Genomic DNA, 21,374 nt, shown 5'->3' on the forward strand with positions numbered 1-21,374 from the left:
AATGTCACCAAACAGTTTGTATGGGAATTGTAATGAGAATGTGAAGGACCTATACTCCCGCCAGGTCTCCGGAATCACCCTGCAGTAGGAGCACCCAGTATGAAAGGATCATGCGCTGTTTAGACACCGGAACGTCGATGTTTGAGCGCGTATCGTAAACCCACTCTCAGGGCTGCAACTTTCATGCTGTCTGACCTCACATCAGGCCCGGAGGAAGAAACAATAATAAAAGCTGTGTGGGCAAATCCGTGAAAAAACAAAGACCTGTCAATCTGGAATTGCAGACGATCCAGTTTCCCGTTACTGCGATAGCATCTATTCTTCACCGCGTCTCTGGCGTTATCACCTTTGTCGCTGTCGGTATTTTACTGTGGCTGTTAGGCACCTCTCTTTCTTCCGAGGAAGGGTTCCTGCGCGCTGCGGAAATTATGGATAGCTTCATCGTCAAGTTTATCGTCTGGGGCATCCTCGTTGCGTTGGCTTATCACATTGTTGGTGGTATACGTCACCTATTGATGGATTTTGGCTATATAGAAGAAGACCTTGCCGCAGGTAAGCGTTCTGCAAATCTCTCATTTATTATTACTGTCGTGCTTTCAATTCTGGCTGGAGTCCTCGTATGGTAAGCAATGCTTCTGCGTTAGGACGCAATGGCGTACACGATTGGTTACTGATTCGCGCTTCCGCCATCGTCATTGTTCTATATGTAATTTATCTCATTGGCTTTATTGCTACGGCTGGCGACATCACTTATGAAATCTGGCGTGGTTTCTTCGCGATGGCTCTCACCAAAGTATTCACACTGCTAACCTTATTTTCCATTCTGGTTCATGCCTGGATAGGGATGTGGCAAGTGCTGACCGACTACATTAAACCGCTGGCCTTACGCCTGACTTTACAGTTGGCGATTGTTATAGCGCTGTTGGTGTACGTCATTTATGGAACTATTGTGGTGTGGGGTGCGTGATGAATTTGCCAGTCAGAGAATTTGATGCAGTGGTTGTTGGTGCGGGTGGTGCAGGAATGCGCGCCGCGCTGCAAATCTCCCAAATGGGCCTGTCCTGTGCCCTGTTATCCAAAGTGTTCCCAACCCGTTCCCATACTGTGTCCGCGCAGGGCGGTATTACCGTTGCGCTGGGTAACACCCATGAAGATAACTGGGAATGGCACATGTATGACACCGTAAAAGGGTCGGATTACATTGGCGATCAGGACGCGATTGAATATATGTGTAAAACCGGCCCGGAAGCGATTCTGGAACTGGAACACATGGGATTACCGTTCTCCCGTCTGGATGATGGCAGTATTTATCAGCGTCCGTTCGGCGGCCAATCCAAGAACTTTGGCGGTGAGCAGGCCGCACGTACCGCAGCTGCCGCTGACCGTACCGGCCATGCGCTGCTGCACACGCTGTATCAGCAGAACCTGAAAAATAACACCACTATCTTCTCCGAATGGTATGCCCTCGATCTGGTGAAAAATCAGGATGGTGCTGTTGTCGGCTGTACGGCGATCTGTATCGAAACCGGTGAAGTGGTCTATTTCAAAGCGAAGGCGACCGTGCTGGCAACCGGTGGCGCGGGCCGTATCTACCAGTCCACCACCAATGCGCACATTAATACTGGCGACGGCGTAGGTATGGCGTTGCGTGCCGGTGTTCCGTTGCAGGACATGGAAATGTGGCAGTTCCACCCAACCGGCATTGCTGGTGCGGGTGTGCTGGTAACCGAAGGCTGCCGTGGTGAAGGTGGCTATTTGCTGAATAAGCACGGTGAGCGTTTCATGGAACGCTACGCGCCAAATGCGAAAGATCTGGCGGGTCGTGACGTTGTTGCCCGTTCTATTATGATCGAAATTCGTGAAGGCCGCGGCTGTGAAGGTCCGTGGGGACCGCACGCCAAGCTGAAGCTTGACCATCTGGGTAAAGACGTTCTGGAATCTCGCCTGCCGGGTATTTTGGAACTGTCCCGTACATTTGCTCACGTCGATCCAGTGAAAGAGCCGATTCCTGTTATTCCAACCTGCCACTATATGATGGGCGGTATTCCGACCAAAGTAAGCGGTCAGGCGTTGACGGTGAATGAGAAAGGCGAGGATGTGGTGATTCCAGGGTTGTTTGCCGTGGGTGAAATTGCCTGCGTATCGGTCCATGGTGCTAACCGTCTGGGCGGTAACTCGCTGCTCGACCTAGTGGTATTCGGCCGCTCGGCGGGTATCCATCTGCGAGAGTCGTTGGAAGAGCAGGGCGAAAGTCGTGATGCCAGCGAATCTGATATTGAAGCGTCACTCGACCGCATGAATCGTTGGAACAATACGCGTTCCGGTGAAGATCCGGTTGAAATCCGCAAGGCGCTGCAATCCTGTATGCAGAATAACTTCTCGGTATTCCGTGAAGGCGATGCGATGGCCAAAGGGCTGGAAGAGCTGAAAGTGATCCGTGAGCGCCTGAAAGACGCGCGTTTGGATGATACATCAAGCGAGTTCAACACCCAGCGCATTGAGTGTCTGGAACTGGATAACCTGATGGAAACCGCTTACGCAACGGCGGTTTCGGCTAACTTCCGTACTGAAAGCCGTGGTGCCCATAGCCGCTTTGATTACCCAGAACGTGACGATGAGAATTGGCTGTGCCATTCGTTGTATCTGCCGCAAACCGACAGCATGACTCGCCGTGAGGTGAACATGCAGCCTAAATTGCGTGCGGCGTTCCCGCCGAAAATACGTACTTATTAATTGCGGAGATCAAACGATGAAAGTCGAATTTTCTATTTATCGTTATAACCCGGATGTTGATGATGCTCCGCGGATGCAGGATTACCAACTGGAGGCGGAAGAAGGCCGCGACATGATGCTGCTGGATGCGCTGATGTTGCTGAAAGAGCAGGATCCGACGCTCTCATTCCGTCGTTCCTGTCGCGAAGGCGTCTGTGGTTCCGACGGCGTTAACATGAACGGCAAAAACGGGCTGGCCTGTATTACGCCAGTTTCCGCGTTACGGCGCGGAAACAGCAAAATTGTTATCCGTCCTTTACCGGGATTACCGGTTGTACGTGATTTGGTAGTGGACATGGGACAGTTCTATGCTCAATATGAGAAAATAAAGCCTTACCTGTTGAATAATGGGAAAAATCCGCCAGCGCGTGAACATCTGCAATCGCCTGAACAACGTGCCAAGCTGGATGGATTGTATGAGTGCATTATGTGTGCCTGCTGCTCAACGTCTTGCCCATCGTTCTGGTGGAACCCAGACAAATTTGTTGGGCCTGCTGGGTTATTGGCCGCGTACCGTTTCCTGATTGACAGTCGTGATACGGAAACTACGCCACGACTTGACGATCTGGACGATGCGTTCAGCGTCTTCCGCTGCCACGGCATCATGAACTGCGTTAGCGTTTGTCCGAAAGGGTTGAACCCGACCAAGGCTATTGGTCATATTAAATCGATGTTGCTGCACCGCAGCGCGTAACCGATAGTTGATACGTAACGCGTTATTGCATAAAGATTAAGTAGTAAAACATGTATCTCCCTCTGAAGTTGCTATTCTTCAGAGGGAGCGCAGGAAACCTTTAAAAACCGGCTTGCGCGCCAGAACCGGTTTTTAAAGGTTCCTTAGGGGGAATGGATACCCTAAGCGCGTACCGATTGTACGACAAGTGAACCGTTTGTATGGCAAACGATATACGGACACTAATTACATGTTAACCACGGCGAAAACTGAAGCTTATTAGCTTAAGGGATCATAATGCAGAACGGCGCGATGAAGGCCTGGCTGGATTCCTCCTATTTGGCGGGTGCGAATCAGTCCTACATAGAGCAACTCTATGAAGATTTTTTAACCGATCCTGACTCGATCGAACATAGCTGGCGCTCGATCTTCCAGCAATTGCCTACGAGCGGGGTCAAACCGGATCAACTCCATTCCAAAACGCGCGACTATTTCCGCCGTCTGGCGAAAGACTCTTCGCGCTTTACCTCATCAGTCACCGATCCCGATATTGATGTCAAGCAGGTCAAGGTATTGCAGCTGATCAATGCGTTCCGCTTCCGTGGGCATCAGCAGGCCAATCTGGACCCGATTTTCCTGCGTCCTCAGGAGCCTGTTGCAGAACTGGATCTGGATTATCATAACCTGACTCAGGATGACCTACAGGAATCCTTCAATGTGGGGTCTTTTGCCATCGGCAAAGACACCATGAAGCTGGAAGATCTGTATGACGCGCTGAAACGCACCTACTGCGGTTCTATCGGTGCTGAATATATGCATATGACCAGCACGGAAGAGAAACGTTGGATCCAGCAACGTATTGAATCAGTAACCGGTCAACCGTCGTTTACGGTAGAAGAGAAGCGCCGTTTCCTGAAAGAGCTAACCGCAGCCGAAGGGCTTGAGCGGTATCTGGGTGCCAAGTATCCAGGCGCTAAGCGTTTCTCGCTGGAAGGCGCTGACGCACTGGTTCCTATGCTGAAAGAATTGATTCGCCATGCGGGTGCAAACGATACTCGCGAAGTCGTATTGGGGATGGCGCACCGTGGTCGCCTCAACGTGCTAATCAACGTATTGGGCAAAAAATCTCAGGATCTGTTTGACGAGTTCGCCGGTAAGCATAAAGAACACTTGGGTACCGGTGACGTGAAATATCACCAAGGCTTCTCTTCTGAATTTGATACTGCTGGCGGTCTGGTGCATTTGGCGTTGGCGTTCAACCCCTCGCATCTGGAGATCGTCAGCCCAGTAGTGACGGGATCGGTACGTGCGCGTCTCGATCGCCTGAATAGCCAAAGTGGCCCGCGTGTTTTACCTATCACCATTCACGGCGACGCGGCAATTAGCGGCCAGGGCGTGGTGCAGGAACTGTTGAATATGTCGACGGTGCGTGGCTACGAAGTCGGTGGCACGCTGCGTATTGTGATCAACAACCGTATCGGCTTCACCACCTCCAACCCGCTGGATATTCGCTCAACAGAATACTGTACGGATGTGGGTAAAATGGTGCAGGCACCTATTTTCCACGTTAACGCAGACGATCCGGAAGCGGTGGCGTTTGTTACACGTTTGGCGCTGGATTTCCGCAACGCCTTCAAACGCGATGTGTTCATCGATCTGATTTGTTACCGCCGTCACGGCCATAACGAAGCCGACGAGCCAAGTGCAACGCAGCCAATGATGTATCAGAAGATCAAAAAGCATCCGACACCACGTAAGGTGTATGCCGATCGTCTGGAACAGGAAAAAACGATCACACAGGAAGATGCCACCGAAATGGTCAATCTGTTCCGTGACGCGTTGGATGCCGGTGAGTGCGTAGTCGATGAATGGCGTGAGATGGATATGCAGTCCTTTACCTGGACGCCGTATCTCAATCATGAATGGGATGAGCCTTATCCGCACAGTACGGAAATGAAACGTTTACAAGAGCTTGCAAAACGTATCAGCGAAGTACCGGAAGGCATTGAGATCCATCCTCGTGTTGCCAAAGTTTATTCCGACCGTGCCGAAATGGCCGCTGGCAATAAACCGTTCGACTGGGGTGGCGCGGAAACGCTGGCCTACGCCACGTTGGTTGATGAAGGGATTCCGATTCGCCTGTCTGGTGAGGACAGCGGTCGCGGTACGTTCTTCCATCGCCATGCTGTCGTACATAACCAGAAAAATGGTTCCAGCTACACGCCGTTGAACCATGTACATAACGGGCAGGGCGAGTTCAATGTTTGGGACTCCGTACTATCCGAAGAAGCGATCCTCGCGTTTGAATACGGCTATGCGACCGCAGAACCGCGCACGCTGACTATCTGGGAAGCGCAGTTTGGTGACTTTGCCAACGGTGCGCAGGTGGTGATCGATCAGTTCATCAGCTCCGGTGAGCAGAAGTGGGGCCGGATGTGTGGTCTGGTCATGCTGTTGCCACATGGTTATGAAGGGCAGGGCCCAGAGCACTCGTCTGCCAGACTGGAGCGTTATCTGCAACTGTGCGCTGAGCAAAATATGCAGGTCTGTATTCCATCAACACCGGCACAGGTTTATCACATGCTTCGCCGTCAGGCCCTGCGTGGTATGCGCCGTCCGCTGGTGGTCATGTCGCCGAAATCCCTGCTGCGCCATCCGTTGGCGATCTCTTCACTGGACGAACTGGCGAATGGTTCCTTCCAACCAGCGATTGGTGAAGTAGAAGAATTAGATCCGGCAGCCGTGAAGCGTGTCGTGCTTTGTTCCGGTAAGGTCTACTATGATTTGCTGGAACAGCGCCGCAAGAACGAGCAAAAAGATGTCGCTATCGTCCGTATCGAACAGCTTTATCCGTTCCCGCATCAAGCTGTTCAAGCGGCACTGGAACCTTTTTCCCAAGTTCATGATTTCGTATGGTGTCAGGAAGAACCGCTGAATCAGGGAGCCTGGTATTGCAGTCAGCACCATCTCCGTGAAGTGATTCCGTTTGGATCTTCTTTACGTTACGCAGGACGCCCGGCGTCTGCATCACCCGCCGTTGGCTATATGTCCGTACACCAGAAACAACAGAAAGATCTGGTCGATGACGCGCTGAACGTTGATTAAATAAAAGGATAGATAATGAGTAGCGTAGATATTCTTGTACCCGACCTGCCTGAATCCGTCGCTGACGCCACTGTGGCTACCTGGCATAAAAAGCCCGGCGATAGCGTCCAGCGTGATGAAGTATTGGTTGAAATTGAAACTGACAAAGTAGTGCTGGAAGTTCCAGCCTCTGAAGCCGGCATTCTGGATGCCGTGCTGGAAGAAGAAGGCGCAACCGTCATGTCTCGCCAGCTTCTGGGCCGTATTCGCCGTGGCGATAGCTCCGGTAAAGAAACTGGCGAGAAATCTCAGAGTAAAGAATCGACACCGGCACAGCGTCATACGGCTGGTCTGGAAGAAGAGCACAGCGACGCGCTGAGCCCGGCTATCCGTCGCCTAATTGCCGAGCACAATCTCGACGCGTCTGCTATCAAAGGCAGCGGCGTAGGTGGCCGAATTACCCGTGAAGATGTGGATAAGCATTTGGCTGCCCAGAAGAAAGATTCTGCTAAAGCGGCTAAGCCCGAGGCTCCGGCGGCTTCTCCTGCACCTGCTCTGGGCGCGCGCAGCGAAAAACGCGTACCGATGACGCGTCTGCGTAAGCGCGTTGCAGAACGTCTGCTGGAAGCGAAAAACAGCACAGCAATGTTGACGACGTTTAACGAAATCAACATGCAGCCGATCATGGACCTGCGCAAGCAATACGGCGAAGCTTTTGAGAAGCGTCACGGTGTACGTTTGGGCTTCATGTCCTTCTACATCAAAGCCGTCGTTGAAGCGCTGAAGCGTTACCCTGAAGTGAATGCTTCCATTGATGGCGAAGACGTGGTTTACCACAACTATTTCGATGTCAGCATTGCGGTTTCTACCCCGCGTGGTCTGGTTACGCCAGTACTGCGTGATGTGGATGCGCTGGGCATGGCCGACATCGAGAAGCGTATCAAAGAGCTGGCTGTGAAAGGCCGTGACGGCAAACTGACGGTTGAAGAATTGTTGGGTGGTAACTTCACGATTACCAACGGCGGTGTCTTTGGTTCTCTGATGTCTACCCCGATCATCAACCCGCCGCAGAGTGCGATTCTGGGTATGCACGCCATTAAAGATCGCCCAATGGCGGTTGATGGCCAGGTGGTTATTCTGCCGATGATGTATCTGGCGCTTTCTTACGATCACCGCTTGGTTGATGGTCGAGAATCCGTTGGCTTCCTCGTGACGGTGAAAGAGATGTTGGAAGATCCAGCGCGTCTGCTGTTAGACGTTTAATTATCGTTGGATTCATCATGCTCGAAGGCGGACAACCCTGACGGTTCTCCGCCTGAAAAGATATACCGGTTATACTTCAAGCTGCATGTGCGTTGGCCTTCCTCGCTCACCCCAGTCACTTACTGGTGTAAGCTCCTGGGGATTCACTGTGTCGCCGCCTTCCTGCAACTCGAATTATTTAGGGTATAGATAAAATTATGTGCTATGCAGGCCGTTTTTTCTCAACGGCGTTATCCAAATATATCAGAGAGTTTATGGCGTTTTTCTCTACCGAAAGATTCGGTGATGAAAAATCGTCTGCCGACTTATCTCCAAACCTAAATGGATAGAACATCATGAATTTACACGAGTATCAGGCAAAACAACTCTTTGCTCGATATGGTTTACCGGCACCGACCGGCTATGCCTGTACTACACCGCGTGAAGCAGAAGAAGCCGCATCTAAGATTGGCTCGGGTCCGTGGGTCGTAAAATGTCAGGTTCACGCAGGCGGTCGCGGTAAAGCGGGCGGCGTTAAAGTGGTCAGCAACAAAGAAGACATTCGCGCTTTTGCTGAAAACTGGCTGGGTAAAAAGCTCGTTACTTATCAAACTGACGCACAGGGCCAACCGGTTCATCAGATTCTGGTTGAAGCGGCAACGGATATCGACAAAGAGCTTTATCTGGGCGCGGTTGTTGACCGTGGCACGCGTCGTGTCGTGTTCATGGCGTCCACTGAAGGTGGCGTAGAAATTGAAAAAGTTGCGGAAGAGACGCCGGAACTGATCCACAAAGCTGCTATCGATCCACTGGTAGGCCCACAGCCTTATCAGGGTCGCGAGCTGGCCTTCAAGCTGGGTCTGAGCGGCAAGCAAGTTGCCCAGTTCACCAAAATTTTCATGGGTCTGGCGACGCTGTTCCTTGAGCGCGATCTGGCGCTGGTAGAAATCAACCCGCTGGTTATCACTAAGCAGGGCGATCTGATCTGTCTGGATGGCAAACTGGGCGCGGACGGCAATGCACTATTTCGTCAGCCTGAGCTGCGTGAAATGCGTGACCCAAGCCAGGAAGATTCCCGTGAAGCGCATGCGGCACAGTGGGAACTAAACTATGTTGCGCTGGATGGTAACATCGGCTGTATGGTGAACGGCGCGGGTCTTGCGATGGGTACCATGGACATCGTGAAACTGCACGGCGGTTCTCCTGCTAACTTCCTCGATGTTGGTGGTGGCGCGACGAAAGAACGTGTAACTGAAGCATTCAAAATTATCCTGTCTGACGACAAGGTAAAAGCCGTCTTTGTTAACATTTTTGGTGGCATCGTACGTTGCGATTTGATCGCTGACGGTATCATCGGCGCGGTAGCCGAAGTGGGCGTTAGCGTACCGGTTGTTGTGCGTCTTGAAGGAAACAATGCAGAACTTGGAGCCAAGAAACTGGCGGATAGCGGCCTGAATATTATTGCCGCCACCAGCCTGACGGGTGCGGCTCAGCAGGTTGTTGCAGCAGCGGGAGATAAATAATGTCCATTCTGATTAATAAAAATACCAAAGTTATCTGTCAGGGTTTTACCGGTAGTCAGGGGACATTCCACTCTGAGCAAGCACTTGCTTACGGTACGCAAATGGTCGGTGGTGTGACGCCAGGTAAAGGCGGCACGGAACATCTGGGTCTGCCTGTATTTAATACGGTGCGTGAGGCGGTAGAAACGACGGGCGCAACGGCATCCGTTATCTACGTTCCTGCACCGTTCTGTAAAGACTCCATTCTGGAAGCGATTGACGCAGGTATCGAACTGATTATCTGTATCACCGAAGGTATTCCGACGCTGGATATGCTGACGGTGAAAGTGAAACTCGATCAGAGCGGCGTGCGCATGATCGGCCCGAACTGCCCAGGGGTGATCACGCCGGGCGAATGTAAGATCGGCATCATGCCGGGCCATATTCACCTGCCGGGTAAAGTCGGTATCGTTTCTCGTTCAGGTACACTGACGTATGAAGCCGTGAAGCAAACGACCGATGCTGGGCTGGGTCAGTCCAGCTGTGTCGGTATCGGTGGCGACCCGATCCCAGGCTCCAACTTCATCGATATTCTGAAGCTGTTTGAACAGGATCCACAGACAGAAGCCATCGTCATGATTGGTGAAATCGGTGGTACGGCAGAAGAAGAAGCGGCGGAGTACATTAAAGAGCACGTAACTAAACCTGTCGTTGGCTACATCGCGGGTGTTACGGCACCGAAAGGCAAGCGTATGGGCCATGCTGGCGCCATCATTGCCGGTGGTAAAGGTACTGCCGATGATAAATTCGCAGCGTTAGAAGCGGCGGGTGTTAAAACCGTTCGCAGCCTTGCGGATATCGGCGATGCAGTAAAAGCGATATTAGCACGTTAATCGATTATTCGATTAAACTCGCTAGCCACCTTCGGGTGGCTTTTTTTATGCAAAAAATGATTACATTCAAGAGGATAAAATATGAGAAAATATCGTTAATATCCAGAACAACCCAGAAAAAATAAATAAACGGAAGAATAAGTAATAAAATTAGAAAAATCATACAGAAAACAGAATAAAGAAAATGCGTTTTATTGTATGTAAATAATCGATAGCGGAAAGTAAAATATATATTGCTGAATTAATGTGAATTAAACCTAAAATTCACATCACATTAACAATGGGTGTAATAAAGAAATTAATGCAACGCGCCAATCACGAGAAAAGCGTTAAATTGTTTTAGATCAAAAAATGCATCTGGATATAATTTACGAAATAGGCTTAAATTGCGCGAGGTCAATTATCGTCTTTCGCGCCGTTTGATGGGAAAGTTGATTTGAAGCCAAAAACCTAGTCTAGGTCACGTAAAAACCTATTTATTGTAGGGGATTACAGGCGTAATATACGGCTACCTCCTTACGGGGTACGTTATTTGTAATACTTGTGATTTATCTTGAGCTTGCTGTCGGGGCGTCGCGATGTGACTGCCTCGGTGAACGGTATTTTTAGCGTTTGTTACAGCCTGCGTTAAAGCAATTTTTGTTGTGTTCTTTTTGGGTGTCATGGCCGGATGTTTGGCGGCTTGCCAGCGTTTGCAAGCTAATCCCTTCCTGCGAGGAGCAAGGAGTCAAAATGTTTGATGTAGTCGAACTGTCTCGTTTACAGTTTGCCTTAACCGCAATGTACCATTTTCTATTCGTACCATTAACGCTGGGGATGGCGTTTTTGCTGGCGATTATGGAAACGGTATATGTGCTGTCCGGCAAACAAATCTATAAAGATATGACCAAATTCTGGGGCAAGTTATTTGCAATTAACTTCGCTCTGGGGGTCGCTACCGGATTGACCATGGAGTTTCAATTCGGGACCAACTGGTCATATTTCTCTCACTACGTCGGGGATATCTTCGGTGCGCCGCTGGCTATTGAAGGCTTGATGGCATTCTTCCTGGAATCGACCTTTGTTGGCTTGTTCTTCTTCGGTTGGGACCGTTTAGGAAAAGTGCAACATATGGCCGTGACCTGGCTGGTCGCACTGGGCTCTAACTTCTCTGCACTGTGGATTCTCGTCGCCAATGGCTGGATGCAAAACCCCATCGCATCGGATTTCAATTTCGAAACCATGCGTATGGAAATGGTGAGCTTCGCCGATCTGGTGCTGAACCCGGTCGCTCAGGTGAAATTCGTTCACACGGTGGCAGCAGGTTACTGTACTGGCGCAATGTTCATTCTGGGCATCAGTTCCTACTATCTGCTGAAAGGCCGCGATATTGCGTTTGCCAAGCGTTCATTTGCTATCGCAGCAAGCTTCGGTCTGGCTTCTGTTCTGTCTGTTATCGTACTGGGTGATGAATCTGGCTATGAAATGGGTGACGTGCAGAAAACCAAACTAGCAGCGATTGAAGCCGAATGGGAAACACAACCTGCTCCAGCATCCTTTACGCTGATCGGCATCCCGAACCAGGATACGATGGAAAATAACTATGCCATCAAGATTCCTTATGCTCTGGGGTTAATTGCCACCCGTTCTACTGACAAAGAAGTCACAGGCCTGAAAGAGCTGATGGTGATGCATGAAGTGCGCATTCGCAATGGCATGAAGGCTTACCAGTTGTTGGAAGAATTACGCGCGGGTAATACCGACCCTGCAATAAAAGAAGCGTTCGAGCAGTCTAAGCAAGATTTAGGCTATGGTATGTTGCTGAAACGCTATGCGCCGAAAGTCTCTGATGCGACAGAAACGCAGATTAAGCAGGCGGTTAAAGATTCTATCCCACGCGTTGCGCCGCTGTACTTCTCCTTCCGTATCATGGTTGGCTGCGGCATTCTGATGCTGTTGATCATCGGCCTGTCTTTCTGGACCGTACTGCGTGGCAAAATTGGTCAGAAACGCTGGCTGCACCGTATCGCACTATATGGTATCCCGCTACCGTGGATTGCTATCGAAGCTGGCTGGTTTGTGGCTGAATATGGCCGTCAACCTTGGGCCATCGGTGAAATTCTGCCAACGGCTGTCGCGACGTCATCACTGACAGTAGGGGATATTCTGTTCTCAATGGCGCTGATCTGTGGTCTGTATACGCTCTTCTTGGTCGCAGAAATGTATCTGATGTTCAAATATGCACGTTTGGGGCCAAGCAGCCTGAGAACGGGGCGTTACCATTTTGAACAACCTATAGCGGCTGCGCAGGAAGCACGGTAAACAGGGGTCCACTATGTTTGAATATGAAGTCTTACGTTTTATCTGGTGGCTGTTGATCGGTATTTTACTGATTGGCTTCGCTATCACTGATGGTTTTGACATGGGTGTGGGCATTCTGGTCCGTCTGATGGGGCGTGGAGATACCGAGCGTCGTGTCATGATTAACAGCATTGCTCCACACTGGGACGGTAACCAGGTATGGTTGATCACTGCGGGCGGTGCGCTGTTTGCTGCCTGGCCAATGGTTTACGCTGCCGCGTTCTCCGGTTTCTACATTGCCATGATTCTGGTGCTGGCCTCACTGTTCTTCCGTCCTGTCGGCTTCGATTACCGTTCAAAAATCGAAGATCCACGCTGGCGGGGAATGTGGGACTGGGGCATCTTCATTGGTAGCTTTGTCCCGCCGGTTGTCATTGGTGTGGCGTTTGGCAACTTGTTGCAGGGCGTACCGTTCCATGTCGATGAATATCTGCGCCTTTACTACACCGGAAACTTCTTCCAACTGCTGAATCCGTTTGGCTTGCTGGCTGGTGTGGTGAGTCTGACAATGATTCTTACTCAGGGTGCAACCTACCTGATGATGCGTACCACGGGCGACCTGCATGTACGTTCCAAATCTGCTGCGCAGATTTCCGCATTAGCAATGATGGTGGCGTTTGCTCTGGCTGGCGTATGGGTGATTTACGGTATTGATGGTTATGTGGTGACGTCTGCGATAAACACTGCCGCTGAGTCTAATCCACTGCGTAAAGAAGTTGTTCAGCAGGCGGGTGCCTGGCTGGTTAACTTCAATAACCATCCGATATTGTGGGCTATCCCTGTGCTGGGTGTGGTGTTGCCGGTGTTGACGACTCTTATGGCGCGCGTAGAGAAAGGGGCATGGGCATTCTTGTTCTCTTCTCTGACTATCGCTTGTGTGATTCTGACGGCTGGGATCGCCATGTTCCCGTTCATCATGCCGTCAGTCACGGTGCCTAACGTCAGCTTGACGGTATGGGATGCGACATCGAGCCTGCTGACGCTGAAAGTGATGACAGTGGTTGCGATTATTTTCGTTCCTATCGTGCTTTCTTATACTGCATGGTGCTACTACAAGATGTTCGGTCGCATTACCAAAGAGCAGGTTGAGCAAAACACTCACTCTATGTACTAAGTAAGGAGCTTAATTTATGTGGTATTTTGCCTGGATACTCGGAACGCTTCTTGCTTGCTCACTAGGGATCATCACTGCCCTGGCTATTGAGCAGAGTGAGGCAAGCAAAGCGGCTGAAGAAGATAAGCAATGAGTGATCTGGTCGATAAACTCTATCGCCTGATGGACAAGAGCCCGATAAGGGCTCTTTCCCTCATCATGGCGTTGCTGTTGGCTGGCTGTGTGTTCTGGGATCCGACGCGTTTTGCTGCGCGTACCAGCGAACTTGCTGTTTGGCAGGGGCTGATGTTGATTTGGGCTGTTTGCGCTGGCGTTGTTCATGGCGTTGGCTTTCGTCCACACCGTCTGCTTTGGCGCGCGTTTTTCGCACCACTTCCCGCCTTTGTGATCCTGTGCGCAGGATTGTACTATTTCTTCGGCTAAAATAGCCCCCTATTCCATTTAGTTATGGGTTGCTTGCAGCCCATAATTATTTTCTCTCCGCTGTCACAATCCATTCCAAACCTCATTTCTCTTGCGTATAGTAGCGAGGTTTAATGCATTACTGGGATGTAGAGTGAGTAATTCGTTGTTTCGCTGGCCAGTTCGAGTCTACTTTGAAGACACTGATGCTGGTGGTGTTGTCTACCATGCACGCTATGTTGCCTTTTATGAAAGGGCAAGGACTGAGGCGTTGCGTGAGCGCGACTTTCACCAGCAGGTCTTGCTAAGTGAGCATGTCGCGTTTGCTGTTCGTCGGATGAAGGTGGAGTATCTTGCCCCTGCGCGCCTCGACGACATGCTGGAAGTGCAGAGCGAGGTTATCTCGCTTCGTGGTGCTTCTCTGACTTTCGCACAGCGTATTCTCAATACTCATGGCACCCTGATAAGCCATGCTGAAGTTTTGATCGCATGCATCGATCCACATCAAATGAAGCCTATTGCGCTTCCTAAGTCTATTGTCGCGGAGTTCAAGCAGTGACTGACATGAACGTTTTTGATTTGTTCCTGAAGGCAAGCCTTCTGGTTAAACTAATCATGCTGATTTTAATCTGTTTTTCTATCGCTTCTTGGGCGATCATTATTCAGCGTACCCGAATTTTAAATGCGGCAACGCGTGACGCCGAGGCCTTCGAGGACAAATTTTGGTCGGGCATCGAACTGTCGCGTCTCTATCAGGAAAGCCAGACTCGTCGCGATAGCCTGACGGGCACTGAACAAATCTTCCATTCAGGTTTCAAAGAATTTGCGCGGTTGCATCGTGTTAACAGCCATGTGCCGGAAGCGGTTGTAGAAGGTGCATCCCGTGCGATGCGCATTTCAATGAATCGTGAATTGGAAACGTTGGAAACACACATTCCTTTTTTGGGCACCGTGGGTTCTATCAGTCCGTATATCGGCCTGTTCGGTACCGTTTGGGGGATTATGCACGCCTTCATCGCGCTGGGCGCGGTGAAACAGGCAACCTTACAAATGGTTGCTCCTGGTATTGCCGAAGCTTTGATTGCTACGGCAATCGGCCTGTTTGCAGCGATTCCAGCGGTCATGGCGTATAACCGCCTTAGCCAGCGTGTTGGCAAACTGGAGCAGAACTACGACAACTTTACGGAAGAGTTCATCGCTATCCTGCACCGTCAGGCATTCTCCATCGACAACAGCAAGTAATCAGGGGGGATCATGGCACGAGTACGCAGAGGTCGTCGTGAGCTGAAATCCGAGATCAACATTGTTCCGCTACTGGACGTGCTGTTGGTGCTGTTGCTGATTTTTATGGCAACAGCGCCGATTATCACACAGAGCGTCGAGGTGGATCTGCCTGATGCAACGGACTCAAAGACGGTCTCCAGCAACGACAATCCACCTGTGATCGTAGAGGTTTCAGGCGTAGGACAATACAGCCTGGTTGTTGAGCAAAACCGTATGGAACAGCTTCCGGCAGAGCAGGTGGTTGCCGAAGCGCAATCACGGCTGGCAACCAACCCCAAGACGGTCTTTTTGATTGGTGGCGCTAAGGATGTTCCTTATGATGAGATCATTAAAGCGTTGAATTTGTTACATCAAGCTGGCGTAAAGTCCGTTGGTTTGATGACGCAACCGATTTAAATGAGCGCATCACGGTAATGATCGTTAAGCCTATTTCTGGCAACACTGTTTTTGGGAATCGCTTGTGTTAAAGGCAAACGAACAAAACGATAAGCTGAAACGCGCCGTTATTATCTCGGCTGTTTTGCACATCATACTGATTGCTTTGCTGCTCTGGAGTTCGTCGACGCAAACGATGGATGCCAGCGGGGGCGGCGGGGGCTCGTCAATTGATGCTGTGATGGTCGATCCGAGCGCTGTGGTGGAGCAGTATAACCGCCAACAACAGCAACAGACGGATGCCAAACGTTCTGAACAGCTGCGCCAAAAGCAGTCTGAACGGCAGGCTGAAGAGCTCCAGCAGAAGCAAGCAGCTGAGCAACAACGTCTGAAAGAGCTGGAAAAAGAACGCCTGCAAGCGCAAGAAGAGTCAAAAAAACAGGCTCAGGAACAGGCTGAACAGCGTAAACAGTCTGAAGCAGCGGCTCAGCAGGCAAAAGAACAGCAGAAGCAAGCCGAAGCTGCCGCAGCAAAAGCGAAGGCTGAAGCTGAACAGCAGACGAAAGCGGCAGCGGACGCCAGAAAGAAAGCGGAAGACGAAGCGAAGAAACAAGCTGTTGCCGCTGCTGCTGCTAAGAAGCAGGCGGAAGAAGAGGCCAAAGAAAAAGCCGCTGAAGCCGCCAAGCAGAAGGCTGCAGAAACCGCTAAAGCGGAAGCAGCAAAGGCCGCCGCAGAGGCAGCAAAAGAGGCTGAACAAGCTAAGCAAAAAGCAGCGGCTGAGGCAGCTAAACAAAAATCTGACGCTGAAGCCACGAAGAAAGCAGAAGCAGCCGCAGCGGCTAAGAAAACCGCTGATGATAAAAAGAAAGCGGCAGCAGAGGCCGCTAAGCAGGAAAACGCTGTCGATGACTTGCTGGGTGGATTGGCTTCATCGAAAAATGCGCCGAAGTCCGGCGGTGGGGCACCTGCGGGCACAGGTAACAATAAGAAAAGCGGTGCATCAGGTGCGGCGCTTGATAGTTATGGTGGTCAGGTTCGCTCAGCTATTCAGAGCAAATTTTATGACTGGCAGCTCTACAAAGGGCGCACTTGTACATTACGGATTAAGCTGGCACCAGATGGTCTGCTGATTGATGTCACGGCTGAAGGCGGCGATCCAGCGTTATGCCAGGCAGCTATTGCCGCTGCTAAACAGGCCAAAATACCGAAGCCACCGAGTACGGATGTTTATGAGGCTTTCAAAAATGCACCAATAGACTTTAAACCGCAGTAACCGGGCTGTTTACCCAATAGATTTAAGATTATTACGATGGTAAATAAACCAGATTATGTTGTTTTGTTGACATTGGTTTGTTTTTGTTAAAATTCTGCTAATTTATCGTAGACTTTGCGTCTAGATAAGGGAGATGAGATGAAGCAAGTACTGAAAGTTGCAGTAAGCTTTTTAATGCTGTGGGCGGCTGTGCTGCACGCAGAAGTACGTATAGAGATTACCCAAGGGGTAGACTCTGCACGCCCTATTGGTGTGGTTCCGTTTAAATGGGCTGGGCCGGGCGCTGCGCCTGAAGACGTAGGCGCCATCGTGGGTGCTGATTTGCGTAACAGCGGTAAATTCAACCCGATCGACGCAAACCGTATGCCACAGCAGCCTGCGACGGCATCTGAAGTGACCCCTGCTGCATGGACGGCGTTGGGCATTGATGCGGTTGTTGTTGGTCAGGTTCAACCGAGTGCCGATGGCAGCTATCTGGTCTCTTATCAGCTCGTTGATACGTCGGGTAACCCAGGGAACGTACTGGCTCAGAACCAATTCAAAGTGACCAAGCAGTGGTTGCGCTATGCTGCGCACACGGCCAGTGATGAAGTGTTTGAAAAACTGAGTGGTATTAAAGGTGCGTTCCGTACTCGTATCGCATACGTCGTGCAGACCAACGGTGGCCAGTTCCCTTACGAACTGCGTGTTGCGGACTATGACGGCTACAACCAGTTTGTCGTTCACCGTTCACCACAGCCGCTGATGTCTCCGGCCTGGTCCGCAGACGGCAGCAAACTCGCCTATGTGACATTTGAAAGTGGCCGCTCTGCGCTGGTTATCCAAACGCTGGCAAATGGCGCGATCCGTCAAGTTGCGTCTTTCCCACGTCACAACGGTGCACCTTCTTTCTCTCCTGATGGCAGCAAACTGGCGTTTGCTCTGTCTAAAAGCGGTAGCCTGAATCTGTATGTGATGAATTTGGGATCGGGGCAAATCAGCCCGGTGACTGATGGCCGCAGCAATAACACGGAACCAACCTGGTTCCCAGACAGCCAGACCTTGGCCTATACTTCAGACCAAGCTGGTCGTCCTCAAGTTTACAAAGTTAATGCTAACGGCGGTGCTCCACAGCGTGTGACCTGGGAAGGTTCTCAGAACCAGGACTCAGATGTGAGTGCCGACGGGAAATTTTTGGTAACGGTGAGTTCTAATGGTGGGGCTCAGCATATTTCCAAACTGGATCTGGTAACGGGTGCCGTACAAGTATTAACGGACACGTTCCTGGACGAAACGCCAAGTATCGCACCGAATGGCACGATGGTGATCTACAGCTCCAAACAAGGGCTGGGTTCAGTGCTACAGTTGGTTTCGACAGATGGGCGTTTCAAAGCGCGTCTTCCGGCTACTGATGGACAGGTTAAATTCCCTGCCTGGTCGCCGTATCTATAAGTACAGATATGTACAATAAACTCGTCAAAGGACATAAGAAATGCAATTCAATAAAGTGCTGAAAGGCCTGATGTTGGCTCTGCCGGTACTGGCAGTGGCCGCTTGTAGCTCCAACAAGAACGCGGACAATGACCAATCATCCATGGGTGCTGGCAACAACGGCATGATGGACGGCGGCAACGCGTCTTCTTCTGAGCAAGCTCGTTTGCAGATGCAAGAATTACAGCGCAACAACATCGTTTACTTCGGTCTGGACAAGTATGATGTTAGCTCTGAATTCGCTCAGATGCTGGACGCGCACGCTGCATTCCTGCGTAGCAACCCGTCTTACAAAGTGACTATCGAAGGTCACGCGGACGAACGCGGTACGCCAGAATACAACATCGCTCTGGGTGAACGTCGTGCCAACGCGGTACAAATGTACCTGCAGGGTAAAGGCGTTTCTTCCGATCAGATCTCTATCGTTTCTTACGGTAAAGAGAAACCAGCCGTTCTCGGTCATGACGAAGCGGCTTATGCCAAAAACCGTCGTGCCGTTCTGGTATATTAAGAGAATCGCATGAGCAGTAACTTCAGACGTCACCTGTTGGGTCTGTCGTTACTGGTTGGCGTAGCGGTCCCTTGGGCCGCTACTGCCCAAGCGCCAATCAGTAATGTCGGCTCAGGCTCGGTCGAAGACCGTGTCACTCAATTGGAGCGTATTTCTAACGCTCACAGTCAGCTTTTAACCCAACTCCAACAGCAGCTCTCTGATAATCAGCGTGACATTGACAGTCTCCGTGGACAGATTCAGGAAAGTCAGTATCAGTTGAATCAGGTTGTTGAACGGCAGAAACAGATCTATCAGCAGATTGATGGAATAAGTTCGCAATCATCTTCTACACCGACGACAGATGGCACACCTGCCGCTGCTGCGGGTACTGATACCGGTGCTGCCAATACGGCGGCACCGGCCAGTACGGGTGATGCGAATAGTGATTACAATGCCGCAGCCGCGCTTGTGCTGGAGAAAAAACAGTACGATCAGGCTATCAGCGCATTTCAGGCATTTGTCAAGAAATATCCGGATTCAACCTATCAACCGAATGCCAACTATTGGCTTGGTCAGTTGAATTACAACAAGGGGAAAAAGGACGATGCTGCGTACTATTTCGCCAATGTTGTTAAAAACTATCCCAAGTCACCAAAAAGTTCCGAAGCCTTGCTGAAGGTTGGGGTGATCATGCAGGAAAAAGGTCAAGCTGATAAAGCCAAAGCCGTTTACCAGCAAGTTGTAAAAATGTACCCCAATACGGAAAGTGCAAAGCAGGCGCAAAAGCGTTTAGCGGGATCGTAATACCGTATTAATTGGCACAAAAATTGCGCATCATGAGCGGTTTTTGTGCCTAAACGTCTTAAGAGTAAGCAATCAAACAGTTTTTTAAGAAAATAGGTTGCGCTGAAAATTTAAATCAGTAATATGTGCCGCCGTTGCCAAGGCAAACAGCAAAACGCTAAAGCAGCATGAAATTGGGTCGTTAGCTCAGTCGGTAGAGCAGTTGACTTTTAATCAATTGGTCGCAGGTTCGAATCCTGCACGACCCACCAATTTCAAGTTTGATAATTGATTTTGAACCGTGAAGGATGAGAACCGAAAGGTTCGACAAAATCGGCAGTATCGATTTTGAACAACGCGAAAGCGTTGGCCCGAAGGGCGAGTCCGTAGGACGAGTAATCCTGCACGACCCACCAATTTCAAATGTAGTTGTAGCATCAGTAAGTATCAAGTAGTTCCGCATTGCGGGTCGTTAGCTCAGTTGGTAGAGCAGTTGACTTTTAATCAATTGGTCGCAGGTTCGAATCCTGCACGACCCACCACTTCAGCAGTAGAATTCCTTCCTCAAATAAATTCATTCTAAATTATATACCACACGTGTCGTGTAGGTGAAAACCTGCGCTCAGGTTCGAACCGAGCGAAGCGAGACAGCAACGCGCTAGCGTTGACCCCGAAGGGGCGAGGCCGAAGGTCGAGTCATCCTGCACGACCCACCACTTCAGCAGTAAAATTCCTTCCCCAAATCAATCCACTTTAATCCATACAGAACGTATCGTGTCGATGAGATAAAACCCATTATCATTCCCTGCTCGTTAAGTCTTTGGAGTATATTAGGTCTTTACCCTCTCTATGGACTATATAACCCGTCAGGAACTGTTTTCTAATCCTATCGAGCAGGGATGGAGTCATTGCCACAGGGAAGCGCGTATAGCCCTGTTTAGGAAGATATATGATTGGTCCGTTGATTAATGGTGCCGCTATTTTGATTGGTAGTGGTCTGGGTATTGCTTTACGTCGCTTTATTCCTCAGCGGTTGCAGGATGGTCTGCCTCCCGCGTTTGCGATGGTGTCGATTGCAATGGGTGTCACGCTGGTTGTTAAAGTCCAGCAACTGCCGGCGGTGGCACTGGCTATCGTGATTGGTGTTGCGTTAGGCGAACTGCTACGCATGGAGTCCGGCGTCCAGTGGGCGGGTACGATGATTCAGAAAGGATTAAACCGCGTTCTGCCTGCACCAGAGCACCGCTTACCGCAGGATGTTTATTCGCAGAATTTTACCGCGTTAATCGTTCTGTTTTGCGCCAGTGGTACCGGTGTGGTGGGGGCGTTGACGGAAGGATTAACCGGTGACTATCAACTGCTGATTATTAAATCTGCTTTGGATATTTTTACCGCGCTGATTTTTTCCATCACGCTTGGCCTTGCTGTGATGTCGATTGCGATACCACAGATGATTGTCCAAGCGCTGTTGTTCTTCTCTGCCCAATTGATTATGCCCTTTATGACAGAGGTCACGATGGGCGACTTTTCTGCCTGTGGCGGGATTATCATGATTGCGGTAGGGCTGAGGATTGCGCAGATCAAATCATTTGCGGTAGTTAACTTTCTGCCTGCTTTGGTTCTGGTTATTCCTATCTCTCTGTACTGGCATCGGTTCTTTGCCTAAAGCGCAGC

20 protein-coding genes, 2 tRNA genes and 2 other RNA genes are annotated in these 21,374 nt (G+C 50.4%); all 24 read left to right on the forward strand.

Going from position 1 to position 21,374, the window contains the following annotated elements:
- Nucleotides 1–236: 236 nt before the first annotated feature.
- The 24 genes from sdhC (at nt 237) to GZ59_RS06805 (ending at nt 21,366) form a co-directional block, all read left to right on the forward strand.
- Nucleotides 237–626, forward strand: a complete 390-nt coding sequence (gene sdhC / locus GZ59_RS06705; RefSeq protein WP_011092942.1) for a succinate dehydrogenase cytochrome b556 subunit — start codon at nt 237–239, stop codon at nt 624–626.
- Entirely contained in the window at nt 620–967 is a 348-nt protein-coding gene (sdhD, locus tag GZ59_RS06710) for a succinate dehydrogenase membrane anchor subunit (protein ID WP_011092943.1), read from the forward strand. Before sdhC ends, sdhD begins: the two co-directional genes overlap by 7 nt.
- On the forward strand, nt 967–2,733 hold the full coding sequence (gene sdhA / locus GZ59_RS06715) for a succinate dehydrogenase flavoprotein subunit (protein WP_011092944.1): 1,767 nt from the start codon (nt 967–969) through the stop codon (nt 2,731–2,733). Before sdhD ends, sdhA begins: the two co-directional genes overlap by 1 nt.
- A gap of 16 nt (nt 2,734–2,749) precedes the next feature.
- A complete protein-coding gene (locus GZ59_RS06720; protein ID WP_011092945.1) occupies nt 2,750–3,466 on the forward strand; it encodes a succinate dehydrogenase iron-sulfur subunit in 717 nt (238 codons plus the stop codon).
- Nucleotides 3,467–3,742: 276 nt separating this feature from the next.
- Complete coding sequence (sucA, locus tag GZ59_RS06725) at nt 3,743–6,550, forward strand: 2-oxoglutarate dehydrogenase E1 component (protein ID WP_011092946.1); 2,808 nt, start codon at nt 3,743–3,745, stop codon at nt 6,548–6,550.
- Nucleotides 6,551–6,565: 15 nt separating this feature from the next.
- Nucleotides 6,566–7,792 (forward strand): 2-oxoglutarate dehydrogenase complex dihydrolipoyllysine-residue succinyltransferase, encoded by a 1,227-nt coding sequence (odhB, locus tag GZ59_RS06730; protein WP_011092947.1) that lies wholly within the window; start codon nt 6,566–6,568, stop codon nt 7,790–7,792.
- A 335-nt stretch (nt 7,793–8,127) separates the two neighbouring features.
- Nucleotides 8,128–9,294: an ADP-forming succinate--CoA ligase subunit beta gene (gene sucC / locus GZ59_RS06735; protein WP_011092948.1), complete on the forward strand. Its 1,167-nt coding sequence runs from the start codon at nt 8,128–8,130 to the stop codon at nt 9,292–9,294.
- Nucleotides 9,294–10,166 (forward strand): succinate--CoA ligase subunit alpha, encoded by an 873-nt coding sequence (gene sucD, locus GZ59_RS06740; RefSeq protein ID WP_039290803.1) that lies wholly within the window; start codon nt 9,294–9,296, stop codon nt 10,164–10,166. Before sucC ends, sucD begins: the two co-directional genes overlap by 1 nt.
- Nucleotides 10,167–10,898: 732 nt before the next feature.
- Nucleotides 10,899–12,467 carry a cytochrome ubiquinol oxidase subunit I gene (cydA, locus tag GZ59_RS06745; protein ID WP_011092950.1) on the forward strand — a complete coding sequence of 523 codons (1,569 nt, stop codon included), beginning with the start codon at nt 10,899–10,901 and terminating at the stop codon, nt 12,465–12,467.
- A 13-nt stretch (nt 12,468–12,480) separates the two neighbouring features.
- Entirely contained in the window at nt 12,481–13,620 is a 1,140-nt protein-coding gene (gene cydB, locus GZ59_RS06750; RefSeq protein WP_011092951.1) for a cytochrome d ubiquinol oxidase subunit II, read from the forward strand.
- 16 nt (nt 13,621–13,636) lie between these two features.
- The gene (gene cydX, locus GZ59_RS22695; protein ID WP_011092952.1) at nt 13,637–13,753 is read left to right on the forward strand and encodes a cytochrome bd-I oxidase subunit CydX; all 117 of its coding nucleotides are present in this window, start codon (nt 13,637–13,639) and stop codon (nt 13,751–13,753) included.
- Nucleotides 13,750–14,043, forward strand: a complete 294-nt coding sequence (ybgE, locus tag GZ59_RS06755) for a cyd operon protein YbgE (protein WP_011092953.1) — start codon at nt 13,750–13,752, stop codon at nt 14,041–14,043. The genes cydX and ybgE overlap by 4 nt, the downstream gene beginning before the upstream one ends.
- A gap of 133 nt (nt 14,044–14,176) precedes the next feature.
- Nucleotides 14,177–14,581, forward strand: a complete 405-nt coding sequence (ybgC, locus tag GZ59_RS06760) for a tol-pal system-associated acyl-CoA thioesterase (protein ID WP_011092954.1) — start codon at nt 14,177–14,179, stop codon at nt 14,579–14,581.
- Nucleotides 14,578–15,264 (forward strand): Tol-Pal system protein TolQ, encoded by a 687-nt coding sequence (gene tolQ, locus GZ59_RS06765; protein ID WP_011092955.1) that lies wholly within the window; start codon nt 14,578–14,580, stop codon nt 15,262–15,264. Before ybgC ends, tolQ begins: the two co-directional genes overlap by 4 nt.
- 12 nt (nt 15,265–15,276) lie before the next feature.
- Complete coding sequence (gene tolR, locus GZ59_RS06770; RefSeq protein ID WP_011092956.1) at nt 15,277–15,702, forward strand: colicin uptake protein TolR; 426 nt, start codon at nt 15,277–15,279, stop codon at nt 15,700–15,702.
- A 64-nt stretch (nt 15,703–15,766) separates the two neighbouring features.
- Entirely contained in the window at nt 15,767–16,954 is a 1,188-nt protein-coding gene (gene tolA, locus GZ59_RS06775) for a cell envelope integrity protein TolA (RefSeq protein ID WP_011092957.1), read from the forward strand.
- 138 nt (nt 16,955–17,092) lie between these two features.
- Complete coding sequence (gene tolB / locus GZ59_RS06780) at nt 17,093–18,385, forward strand: Tol-Pal system beta propeller repeat protein TolB (RefSeq protein ID WP_011092958.1); 1,293 nt, start codon at nt 17,093–17,095, stop codon at nt 18,383–18,385.
- 40 nt (nt 18,386–18,425) lie between these two features.
- The gene (gene pal, locus GZ59_RS06785) at nt 18,426–18,935 is read left to right on the forward strand and encodes a peptidoglycan-associated lipoprotein Pal (protein WP_011092959.1); all 510 of its coding nucleotides are present in this window, start codon (nt 18,426–18,428) and stop codon (nt 18,933–18,935) included.
- A 9-nt stretch (nt 18,936–18,944) separates the two neighbouring features.
- The gene (gene cpoB / locus GZ59_RS06790; protein ID WP_011092960.1) at nt 18,945–19,721 is read left to right on the forward strand and encodes a cell division protein CpoB; all 777 of its coding nucleotides are present in this window, start codon (nt 18,945–18,947) and stop codon (nt 19,719–19,721) included.
- Between the two features lie 175 nt (nt 19,722–19,896).
- Nucleotides 19,897–19,972: transfer RNA gene (locus GZ59_RS06795), tRNA-Lys, on the forward strand.
- A gap of 15 nt (nt 19,973–19,987) precedes the next feature.
- Nucleotides 19,988–20,116, forward strand: a non-coding RNA gene (locus tag GZ59_RS22700) — RtT sRNA.
- A 50-nt stretch (nt 20,117–20,166) separates the two neighbouring features.
- A tRNA-Lys gene (locus tag GZ59_RS06800) sits at nt 20,167–20,242 on the forward strand.
- Between the two features lie 46 nt (nt 20,243–20,288).
- Nucleotides 20,289–20,416, forward strand: a non-coding RNA gene (locus tag GZ59_RS22705) — RtT sRNA.
- A gap of 233 nt (nt 20,417–20,649) precedes the next feature.
- The gene (locus tag GZ59_RS06805; protein ID WP_011092961.1) at nt 20,650–21,366 is read left to right on the forward strand and encodes a DUF554 domain-containing protein; all 717 of its coding nucleotides are present in this window, start codon (nt 20,650–20,652) and stop codon (nt 21,364–21,366) included.
- Nucleotides 21,367–21,374: the final 8 nt, after the last annotated feature.

The organism is Pectobacterium atrosepticum (genome assembly GCF_000740965.1).
In the GTDB taxonomy this organism is placed as follows: Bacteria; Pseudomonadota; Gammaproteobacteria; order Enterobacterales; family Enterobacteriaceae; genus Pectobacterium; species Pectobacterium atrosepticum.

Excerpts from the sequence above, each read along its gene's own strand:
- sucA (WP_011092946.1), top strand. The coding sequence starts at position 3,743 with ATGCAGAACGGCGCGATGAAGGCCTGGCTGGATTCCTCCTATTTGGCG.
- pal (WP_011092959.1), top strand. The coding sequence starts at position 18,426 with ATGCAATTCAATAAAGTGCTGAAAGGCCTGATGTTGGCTCTGCCGGTA.
- cydX (WP_011092952.1), top strand. The coding sequence starts at position 13,637 with ATGTGGTATTTTGCCTGGATACTCGGAACGCTTCTTGCTTGCTCACTA.
- tolB (WP_011092958.1), top strand. The coding sequence starts at position 17,093 with ATGAAGCAAGTACTGAAAGTTGCAGTAAGCTTTTTAATGCTGTGGGCG.
- odhB (WP_011092947.1), top strand. The coding sequence starts at position 6,566 with ATGAGTAGCGTAGATATTCTTGTACCCGACCTGCCTGAATCCGTCGCT.
- tolR (WP_011092956.1), top strand. The coding sequence starts at position 15,277 with ATGGCACGAGTACGCAGAGGTCGTCGTGAGCTGAAATCCGAGATCAAC.
- cydA (WP_011092950.1), top strand. The coding sequence starts at position 10,899 with ATGTTTGATGTAGTCGAACTGTCTCGTTTACAGTTTGCCTTAACCGCA.
- sdhD (WP_011092943.1), top strand. The coding sequence starts at position 620 with ATGGTAAGCAATGCTTCTGCGTTAGGACGCAATGGCGTACACGATTGG.
- GZ59_RS06805 (WP_011092961.1), top strand. The coding sequence starts at position 20,650 with ATGATTGGTCCGTTGATTAATGGTGCCGCTATTTTGATTGGTAGTGGT.
- cpoB (WP_011092960.1), top strand. The coding sequence starts at position 18,945 with ATGAGCAGTAACTTCAGACGTCACCTGTTGGGTCTGTCGTTACTGGTT.
- sucC (WP_011092948.1), top strand. The coding sequence starts at position 8,128 with ATGAATTTACACGAGTATCAGGCAAAACAACTCTTTGCTCGATATGGT.
- ybgE (WP_011092953.1), top strand. The coding sequence starts at position 13,750 with ATGAGTGATCTGGTCGATAAACTCTATCGCCTGATGGACAAGAGCCCG.
- sucD (WP_039290803.1), top strand. The coding sequence starts at position 9,294 with ATGTCCATTCTGATTAATAAAAATACCAAAGTTATCTGTCAGGGTTTT.
- GZ59_RS06720 (WP_011092945.1), top strand. The coding sequence starts at position 2,750 with ATGAAAGTCGAATTTTCTATTTATCGTTATAACCCGGATGTTGATGAT.
- sdhA (WP_011092944.1), top strand. The coding sequence starts at position 967 with ATGAATTTGCCAGTCAGAGAATTTGATGCAGTGGTTGTTGGTGCGGGT.
- cydB (WP_011092951.1), top strand. The coding sequence starts at position 12,481 with ATGTTTGAATATGAAGTCTTACGTTTTATCTGGTGGCTGTTGATCGGT.